Origin of the sequence: Mycolicibacterium houstonense (genome assembly GCF_900078665.2) — a bacterium.
Classification (GTDB): Bacteria; Actinomycetota; Actinomycetes; order Mycobacteriales; family Mycobacteriaceae; genus Mycobacterium; species Mycobacterium houstonense.
Map to the genome: position 1 here is coordinate 4,195,067 of NZ_LT546207.1, position 8,256 is coordinate 4,203,322.

11 protein-coding genes are annotated in these 8,256 nt (G+C 67.1%); 4 read left to right on the forward strand and 7 right to left on the reverse strand.

Translation table 11 applies throughout. The features are described from left to right. The 7 genes from rplQ to infA form a co-directional block, all read right to left on the reverse strand. On the reverse strand, nucleotides 1-419 hold a 419-nt coding region (gene rplQ, locus BN4332_RS20945), incomplete at its 3' end, for a 50S ribosomal protein L17 (RefSeq protein ID WP_066901279.1). Between the two features lie 58 nt (nucleotides 420-477). Next, nucleotides 478-1,533: a DNA-directed RNA polymerase subunit alpha gene (locus BN4332_RS20950; RefSeq protein ID WP_066901280.1), complete on the reverse strand. Its 1,056-nt coding sequence runs from the start codon at nucleotides 1,531-1,533 to the stop codon at nucleotides 478-480. Nucleotides 1,534-1,607: 74 nt separating this feature from the next. After that, nucleotides 1,608-2,213 (reverse strand): 30S ribosomal protein S4, encoded by a 606-nt coding sequence (rpsD, locus tag BN4332_RS20955; protein ID WP_066901282.1) that lies wholly within the window; start codon nucleotides 2,211-2,213, stop codon nucleotides 1,608-1,610. Nucleotides 2,214-2,227: 14 nt separating this feature from the next. Beyond that, nucleotides 2,228-2,641, reverse strand: a complete 414-nt coding sequence (gene rpsK, locus BN4332_RS20960) for a 30S ribosomal protein S11 (protein ID WP_004571524.1) — start codon at nucleotides 2,639-2,641, stop codon at nucleotides 2,228-2,230. 5 nt (nucleotides 2,642-2,646) lie between these two features. Continuing rightward, nucleotides 2,647-3,021 (reverse strand): 30S ribosomal protein S13, encoded by a 375-nt coding sequence (rpsM, locus tag BN4332_RS20965; protein ID WP_019347692.1) that lies wholly within the window; start codon nucleotides 3,019-3,021, stop codon nucleotides 2,647-2,649. Nucleotides 3,022-3,208: 187 nt separating this feature from the next. Continuing rightward, complete coding sequence (gene rpmJ / locus BN4332_RS20970; protein WP_003879483.1) at nucleotides 3,209-3,322, reverse strand: 50S ribosomal protein L36; 114 nt, start codon at nucleotides 3,320-3,322, stop codon at nucleotides 3,209-3,211. Nucleotides 3,323-3,408: 86 nt separating this feature from the next. Beyond that, nucleotides 3,409-3,630 carry a translation initiation factor IF-1 gene (gene infA / locus BN4332_RS20975; RefSeq protein ID WP_003418601.1) on the reverse strand — a complete coding sequence of 74 codons (222 nt, stop codon included), beginning with the start codon at nucleotides 3,628-3,630 and terminating at the stop codon, nucleotides 3,409-3,411. A 327-nt stretch (nucleotides 3,631-3,957) separates the two neighbouring features. Here infA and BN4332_RS20980 point away from each other — a divergent pair, with 327 nt between their 5' ends. The 4 genes from BN4332_RS20980 to BN4332_RS20995 form a co-directional block, all read left to right on the forward strand. Beyond that, nucleotides 3,958-4,452: an NfeD family membrane protein gene (locus BN4332_RS20980; RefSeq protein ID WP_200820329.1), complete on the forward strand. Its 495-nt coding sequence runs from the start codon at nucleotides 3,958-3,960 to the stop codon at nucleotides 4,450-4,452. A gap of 39 nt (nucleotides 4,453-4,491) precedes the next feature. Then, nucleotides 4,492-5,673: a flotillin family protein gene (locus BN4332_RS20985; RefSeq protein WP_066901286.1), complete on the forward strand. Its 1,182-nt coding sequence runs from the start codon at nucleotides 4,492-4,494 to the stop codon at nucleotides 5,671-5,673. A gap of 36 nt (nucleotides 5,674-5,709) precedes the next feature. Then, complete coding sequence (locus tag BN4332_RS20990) at nucleotides 5,710-7,401, forward strand: NAD(P)/FAD-dependent oxidoreductase (RefSeq protein WP_066901288.1); 1,692 nt, start codon at nucleotides 5,710-5,712, stop codon at nucleotides 7,399-7,401. Nucleotides 7,402-7,430: 29 nt separating this feature from the next. Continuing rightward, the coding region (locus BN4332_RS20995; RefSeq protein WP_160110902.1) for a cyclic nucleotide-binding domain-containing protein at nucleotides 7,431-8,256 on the forward strand (826 nt) is incomplete at its 3' end.

The window sequence follows — 8,256 nt, forward strand, 5'->3', positions numbered from 1 at the left end:
TCGGCCGCCTTGGCCTGCGCGGCGGCAGCGCGGCGTGCGCGGTCCGCCTCGGAGGTCACGGTCTTCTCCCGCACCAGCTCGATGACAGCCATGGGGGCGTTGTCGCCCTTGCGGTTCTCGACCTTGATGATGCGGGTGTAGCCGCCCTCGCGATCGGCGAAGAAGGGACCGATCTCGGCGAACAGAACGTGCACGACGTCCTTGTCGCGGATCTTCTTCATCACCTCGCGCCGGTTGTGCAGCTCGCCCTTCTTGGCGTGGGTGATCAGCTTCTCGGCGTACGGACGCAGCGCCCGTGCCTTCGGCTCGGTGGTCTTGATCCGGCCGTGCTCGAACAGCGACGTGGCCAGGTTGGCCAAGAGCGCCTTCTGGTGCGAGGACGACCCGCCGAGGCGAGGACCCTTGGTGGGCTTGGGCATTGCGACTTCTCCTAAATGGGGCCGGCCCCCGTATCAGGTAGGACCGGGACGGTTTTCCTTAAAGCTGTTCGGTTTCGGCGTAGTCCTGGTTGTCATCCAGGTCGTAGCCGCCGGCATCCGCGGTCCAGGTGCCGGTCGCGGCGTCGTAGCCCGCGACCTCCGACGGATCGAACGTGGCCGGGCTGTCCTTGAGCGAGAGACCCAGCTGGTGCAGCTTGATCTTCACCTCGTCGATGGACTTCTGGCCGAAGTTACGGATGTCCAGCAGATCGGACTCCGTGCGGGCGACGAGCTCGCCCACCGTGTGCACACCCTCGCGCTTGAGGCAGTTGTACGAGCGGACGGTCAGGTCCAGATCGTCGATGGGCAGGGCGAACGAGGCGATGTGGTCTGCCTCGGCCGGCGACGGCCCGATCTCGATGCCCTCGGCCTCGACGTTGAGTTCCCGGGCCAGACCGAACAGCTCGACCAGAGTCTTGCCGGCCGACGCCAGGGCGTCGCGCGGGCTGATCGAGTTCTTGGTCTCGACATCGAGGATCAGCTTGTCGAAGTCGGTGCGCTGCTCGACGCGGGTGGCCTCCACCTTGTAGGTGACCTTGAGGACCGGCGAGTAGATGGAATCGACCGGGATACGGCCGATCTCAGCGCCCGAGGCCTTGTTCTGCACGGCCGGGACGTAACCGCGGCCGCGCTCGACGACGAGCTCGACCTCCAGCTTGCCCTTGTCGTTGAGGGTGGCGATGTGCATGTCCGGGTTGTGCACCGTCACACCGGCCGGGGGAACGATGTCACCGGCGGTGACCGCACCCGGGCCCTGCTTGCGCAGGTACATGGTGACCGGCTCGTCCTCCTCGGAGGACACGACCAGGCCCTTGAGGTTCAGGATGATGTCGGTGACGTCTTCCTTCACCCCGGGGACGGTGGTGAACTCGTGCAGCACACCGTCGATGCGGATGCTCGTCACGGCTGCGCCCGGGATGGACGACAGCAGCGTGCGCCGCAGCGAGTTGCCCAGGGTGTAACCGAAACCGGGCTCCAAGGGCTCGATGACGAACTTGGAACGGTTGTCGGCGAGGGTTTCCTCGGACAGGGTGGGTCGCTGAGAGATCAGCATTTCTATTTCTCCTTCTCGGCACCCGCTATTTGATGCCGTCTGGGTACCTACCGGTCGGATGACCGGTAAGTCATTTACTTCGAGTAGAACTCGACGATGAGCTGTTCGGTGAGCGGCACGTCGATCTGCGCGCGCTCGGGCAGCTGGTGAACGAGCACCCGCTGACGCTCGCCGACGACCTGCAGCCACGACGGGATGGGACGCTCACCCGCGGTCTGCCGAGAGATCTCGAACGGCAGGGTGTTGAGCGACTTCTCCTTGATGTCGATGATGTCGTACTGCGACACCCGGTAGCTCGGGATGTTCACCTTGACACCGTTGACGGTGAAGTGGCCGTGGCTGACCAGCTGACGCGCCATCCGGCGGGTCCGGGCCAGGCCGGCGCGGTACACGACGTTGTCCAGCCGGCTCTCCAGGATCTGGAGCAAGTTCTCGCCGGTCTTACCCGACTGCCGGTTGGCCTCTTCGTAGTACTTGCGGAACTGCTTCTCCAGCACGCCGTAGGTGAAGCGAGCCTTCTGCTTCTCCTGCAGCTGGGTGCGGTATTCGCTCTCCTTGATCCGCGCGCGGCCGTGCTGGCCGGGCGGGTAGGGGCGCTTTTCGAACGACTGATCGCCGCCGACCAGGTCGACGCCGAGACGACGCGACTTGCGGGTGGCGGGGCCGGTGTAACGAGCCATTTTCTAGATCCTTCCTAGACCCGGCGCCGCTTGGGCGGACGGCAGCCGTTGTGCGGCTGCGGAGTGACATCGGAAATCGCGCCCACCTCGAGGCCGGCGGCCTGCAGCGAGCGGATGGCGGTCTCACGGCCCGAACCCGGACCCTTGACGAACACGTCGACCTTCTTCACGCCGTGCTCCTGCGCCTTGCGGGCGGCGTTCTCGGCGGCCAGCTGCGCGGCGAACGGGGTCGACTTACGCGAACCCTTGAAGCCGACGTGACCCGACGACGCCCAGGCGATGACGTTGCCCTGGGGATCGGTGATCGAGACGATCGTGTTGTTGAACGTGCTCTTGATGTGAGCAGCGCCGTGCGGGACGTTCTTCTTTTCCCGGCGACGGGTGGTCTTGCCGCGCTTGGCGCCGGCAGCCTTCTTCGGAGGTGCCATCGGGGTTACCTAGCCTTCTTCTTGCCGGCGATGGTGCGCTTGGGGCCCTTGCGGGTACGCGCGTTGGTCTTGGTCCGCTGGCCGCGCACGGGCAGACCACGGCGGTGCCGCAGGCCCTGGTAGCAGCCGATCTCGATCTTGCGGCGAATGTCGGCCTGCACCTCGCGGCGCAGGTCACCCTCAACCTTGAGGTTGCCTTCGATGTAATCGCGCAGGATGGTCACCTGATCGTCGGTCAGGTCCTTGGTGCGCATGTTCTTGTCGATGCCCGTCGCGGCGAGAATCTCGTTCGAACGGGTACGGCCGATGCCGTAGATGTAGGTCAGCGCGATCTCCATGCGCTTGTCGCGCGGGAGATCAACGCCTACGAGGCGTGCCATGTGGCGGTGTTCCTTCTTCTCTGCGGAGGTCTGGTCCCAGCCCGTTCCCTTCAGCCCCTAAGGGCTCCAAGGGGTCCGGCCTCCGTGCCGGACGTGGATGAGGTGCTCATCGCGGATGAGCGGCGGATCCGCTCAGTGGTGCTGGGAGTTCATCATTCAGTTGTGGTGTGATCCGTCAGTTGACGGATCAGCCCTGCCGCTGCTTGTGGCGGGGATCGCTGCAGATCACCATGACCCGCCCATGCCGGCGGATCACCCTGCACTTATCGCAGATGGGCTTGACGCTCGGGTTCACCTTCACGGCTGTTTCGATCCTTCTGGCTTGTTGGTGTCATGCAGGCGCGCATGTCACCGTTTCTCGTCGTTACTGGTCGGGCTTCTATCGGGTCACTTGTACCGGTACACGATGCGGCCCCGGGACAGGTCGTAGGGCGAGAGCTCCACCACCACGCGGTCCTCGGGCAGGATGCGGATGTAGTGCTGCCGCATCTTGCCGCTGATGTGGGCCAGGACCTTGTGTCCGTTCTCCAGCTCAATGCGGAACATCGCATTGGGCAGAGGTTCGACCACGCGACCCTCGACCTCGATGGCACCGTCTTTCTTGGCCATACTCTTCGGCGATCCTTGCTTTCGTTTCGTAGCTTCATCAGTCACAATGCAGCCCGTCGTGCTGCGGACACCGACCAACTTCAAAACGTGAGCCGGATCGAGGCAGAGCAGAAACTCAGCAGTTCCAAGACGGGGCACACAAAAAGTCGGCGCGATAGCCGCACCGTTGGTCCACAATACCCGCTCGACGGGCTGTACCAAAATCACGGCTGATCAGCTGCGGCCACCGAATATCTCCGCTCCGGATTGGTGCGCCGCGGAGCCCGGGAACAGGCGAGAATAGTACGGACATATCCGCGCTCGGAGAACGGAGACCACGAGCACGTGATGGCTGTGTACCTGGCTGCTTTCGTCGTCGGCGGCATCGCCGTTTTGGCCGCCCTGCTGCTGGCCGATGTCGGGCACGGGGACGGGATGCCGTTCCTGAGCCTCACCGGGCTGTCGGTTGCCCTGCTCGGCGCCGGCACCGGCGGCCTGATCGGCACCTGGCTGGGCCTGGGCTCCGTCTGGTCCGCCGGACTGGCCGCGGCCTGCGCCGTCGTCCTGGTGTTCGCGCTCAACGGGCTCCTGCTGCCCTACATGCGTCGCCAGCAGGCCAACTCGCACCGGGGCCGGTCCTCCTACGTCGGCCTGCTCGGCACGGTCACCCTCGAGGTCCCGCCGGGTGGCTGGGGGGAGGTCTCCTTCGTCGACGCCGACGGTAACCGGGTGTTCTCCCGCGCCAAGAGCGACGAAGCCGACGCCCTGCCCAAGGCCACCCGCGTCTACATCTCCGACATCGATCCCGACTTCGTCCACGTCGTCTCAGTTCCAGAGACCTGAGCAGTACCCCGAGCACCGAACCTTCAGAAAGGCACCATCGTGTCCCTGTTGCTCATCGTCGTCCTCGCCGCCATCGCCGCGATCCTCATCCTGGTGGTGCTGCCGATGGTCTACGTCAAGAACTACATCAAGGTGCCGCCCAACGAGGTGGCCGTGTTCACCGGCCGCGGCACACCCAAGGTGGTCCGCGGCGGAGCCCGGTTCCGGATGCCCGGCATCGAGCGCGTCGACATCATGAGCCTGGAGCCGTTCAACGTCAGCATCAACCTGCAGAACGCGCTGTCCAACAACGGTGTCCCCGTCAACGTCGAGGCGGTCGGCCTGGTCCGCATCGGCTCGGCCGACGAGGCCGTGCAGACCGCGGTGCAGCGCTTCCTGACCTCCGACCTCAACGAGCTGCAGCGGCAGATCAACGAGATCCTGGCCGGTTCGCTGCGTGGCATCACCGCGACCATGACCGTCGAGGACCTGAACTCCAACCGCGACAGCCTGGCCCGCAGCGTGGTCGAGGAGGCCGGCGGTGACCTGGCCCGCATCGGCATGGAGGTCGACGTCCTCAAGATCGCCGGCATCTCCGACGCCAACGACTACCTGAAGTCGCTCGGCCAGCGCCGCATCGCCGAGGTCAAGCGCGACGCCACCGTCGGCACGGCCGAGGCCGAGCGCGACGCGCAGATNGAGACCGAGCGGCGCAAGGGTCAGGCCGAGGCCGACGCCCGCAAGGCCGCCGCCGACGCGCTCCGCGTCGAGAAGCAGGCCGAGGCAGACAGCTTGCAGGCCAAGCTGGTCGCCGAGGCCGCCGGTAAGAAGGAGCTGGCCGACGCGCTCCGCGTCGAGCAGCAGGCCGAGGCCGCCGGTATCGAGGCCAAGCTGCTGGCCGAGGCCAACGGTAAGAAGGAGATCGCCGCGGCCCTCAACGGCTACACCGCCGAGGCGGCGCGCCTGCTGATGCTGCCCGACGTGCTGGCCTCAGTGGTCAAGGCGACCGAAGCGGCGGCCGCACCGCTGGCCGAGATCGACCGGCTTTCGATCATCGGCGGATCAGGCGACACCCAGGGCGCGGTGGGCAGCCTGCTCGGCATCAGCCCGCTGGCGGTGTCCAACATCCTGGAGGCCCTCAAGTCCTCCGGCATCGATGTGGCGGCAATGCTGCAGGGATCCGGCGATCCCGCAACCAACGGCAAGCCCGCGTCGCCTGCGCCGACTACCGACCCGAGGTGAGAAAACTGCTGGCGGCGGGGCGCATAATTACTAGCGATGACCGGCCCCGCCTCTGCGCCCCGTAAACCCATAATTCTCACCGTCGACGACGACCCCGCGGTGTCGCGTGCCGTCGCCCGCGACCTGCGGCGCCACTATGGCGAGCGGTACCGGATCGTCCGCGCCGAATCCGGCCCGGACGCGTTGGAGACCCTCAACGAGTTGAAGCTGCGCGGCGACACCGTCGCGGTGTTCGTCGCCGATTACCGGATGCCACAGATGAGCGGCATCGAGTTCCTGGAATCGGCGATGGATCTGTACCCGATGGCGCGGCGCGTGCTGTTGACGGCGTACGCCGACACCACCGCGGCGATCGACGCCATCAACGTCGTCGACCTCGACCACTACCTGCTCAAGCCGTGGGACCCGCCCCAGGAGAAGCTGTACCCGGTGATCGACGGCCTGCTGGAGGCCTGGCACGCCGTCGGCGACCGCGCCATCCCGCACACCAAGGTGATCGGCCACCAGTGGAGCTCGCGCTCCTGGGAGGTGCGCCAGTTCCTGGCCCGCAACCAGCACACGTTCCGCGCGTTCACCACCGACGAGCCCATGGGCCGTCAACTGCTGGAGGCCGCCGGCCTGGACGGGCTCACGCTGCCGGTGGTGATCACCGAGGGCGGCGAAACGTTGGTCGAACCCAGCGACGGCGAGCTTGCCGACATGCTCGGGCTGTCCACCACCCCGTCACTGACGATGTACGACCTCGCGGTGATCGGCGGCGGCCCGGCAGGCCTGGCGGCCGCGGTCTACGGGGCCTCCGAGGGTCTGCGAACGGTCCTGATCGAGGGCACCACCACCGGCGGGCAGGCCGGCCGCAGCTCGCGGATCGAGAACTACCTGGGCTTCCCGACCGGCGTTTCGGGCGCCGAGCTGGCCACCGCGGCCCGTCGGCAGGCCGAGCGGTTCGGCGCCGAGGTGATCACCACCCGCGAAGCCGTGGCCCTCGACGTCGCGGGCGCGGCCCGCACCATCACCTTCGCCGACGGCGAGACCATCGGTGCCCGCGCGGTCATCCTGGCCACCGGTGTCGAATACCGTCAGCTGCCGGTGCCGGGATGTTGGGCGGACCCCGACAACCCCAACAACTACGTCGGCCGCGGCGTGTACTACGGCGCCTCGGTATCGGACGCCTCCGAGTGCCGCGACGAAGACGTGTACATCGTCGGCGGCGCCAACTCGGCCGGACAGGCCGCGATGTTCATGTCGCGCGAGGCGAAGTCGGTGACGCTGCTGGTGCGCGGGCCGTCGCTGGAGGCGTCGATGTCGTACTACCTGATCCAGCAGATCGAGCAGACGCCGAACATCCACGTGCGCACCTGTACCGAGGTGGTCGGCGTCGAAGGCGAGGACGACCACCTGGTCGGCCTGGTGCTGGAGGACCGGCAGTCCGGCGAGCGCCACGAGGTCCCCGCGACGCGCCTGTGCTGCTTCATCGGCGCCACCCCGCGCACCGACTGGCTGGACGGCGTGGTGGCCCGCGACGACCACGGCTTCATCCTGGCCGGGCCGGACCTGCGGGATGTGTGCGGATGGACGCTGGACCGCCCGCCGCATCACCTGGAAACAAGTGTGCCCGGAGTGTTTGTTGCAGGAGATGTGCGCGCCGAATCCGCCAAGCGGGTGGCGGCCGCCGTCGGCGAAGGGTCGATGGCGGTGATGCTGGTGCACCGCTACCTGGCAGAAGCGTGACGGCCGGCGAGGCCGGAGAGGAGCCGACGATGGGCGAGACCTGCCTGCCGTCCGAGTTGCGGACACTGTTCCTGTTCGAGGCGTTGAACGACGAACAGCTGCAGACGCTGTGCGACAACGGGCACATCGCCGTGTTCGAGCCCGGCCCGATCATCACCGAGGGTGATCCGGCGACGTGCTTCTACGTGCTGATCGACGGCGAGTTGGTGATGTCCAAGCACTCCGGCGGGGTGGACATCGAGACCAGCCGCACCTCGCAGCGCGGCGTGTACTGCGGTGCCTGGTCGGCCTACATCCCGGGCGAGGAGCAGATCTATCAGGCGTCGGTCCGGGTGACCCGCCCGTCCCGGTTCTTCGTGCTCGACGCGGCGGCGTTCGCGAAGTTCATGCGCGACGAGTTTCCGATGGCCGTGCATCTGCTCGAAGGCCACATGGTGGGCGGGCGCCGCCAGCGCCAGCTCATCGGCCAGCGGGAGAAGCTGCTCGCGTTGGGCACCATCACCGCGGGCCTGACCCACCAGCTCAACAACCCGGCGGCCGCGACGGCCCGGGCGGTGGCGGACCTGCACGAGAAGGTGGCCGGGATGCGGCACAAGCTCGCGCTGCTGGCCGGCGGCAAGTTCCCGCCCGAGGCGCTGCGGACCGTGGTCAGCCTGCAGGACGAGGTTGCCGAGCAGGTGGCCAAATGCCGGTGTGAACGGCTCACCCCGCTGGAGGTATCCGACCGCGAGGACGAGATGGGCGACTGGCTGGAGGACCACGGCATCGCCGCGGCCTGGGACTACGCCCCGGTCTTCGTCGAGGCCGGGCTGGACATCGGGTGGCTCGAGCGCATCGAGGCCTCGCTGGCGGACG

What these genes read in the sequence shown, in the direction of transcription:
- rpsK (WP_004571524.1), bottom strand. Translation starts at nt 2,641, where the DNA reads ATGGCACCTCCGAAGAAGGCTGCCGGCGCCAAGCGCGGCAAGACCACC.
- rpsM (WP_019347692.1), bottom strand. Translation starts at nt 3,021, where the DNA reads ATGGCACGCCTCGTAGGCGTTGATCTCCCGCGCGACAAGCGCATGGAG.
- BN4332_RS20990 (WP_066901288.1), top strand. Translation starts at nt 5,710, where the DNA reads ATGACCGGCCCCGCCTCTGCGCCCCGTAAACCCATAATTCTCACCGTC.
- infA (WP_003418601.1), bottom strand. Translation starts at nt 3,630, where the DNA reads ATGGCCAAGAAAGACGGTGCCATCGAGGTCGAGGGTCGCGTGGTCGAA.
- BN4332_RS20950 (WP_066901280.1), bottom strand. Translation starts at nt 1,533, where the DNA reads ATGCTGATCTCTCAGCGACCCACCCTGTCCGAGGAAACCCTCGCCGAC.
- rpsD (WP_066901282.1), bottom strand. Translation starts at nt 2,213, where the DNA reads ATGGCTCGTTACACCGGCCCCGCCACCCGCAAGTCGCGTCGTCTCGGC.
- BN4332_RS20980 (WP_200820329.1), top strand. Translation starts at nt 3,958, where the DNA reads ATGGCTGTGTACCTGGCTGCTTTCGTCGTCGGCGGCATCGCCGTTTTG.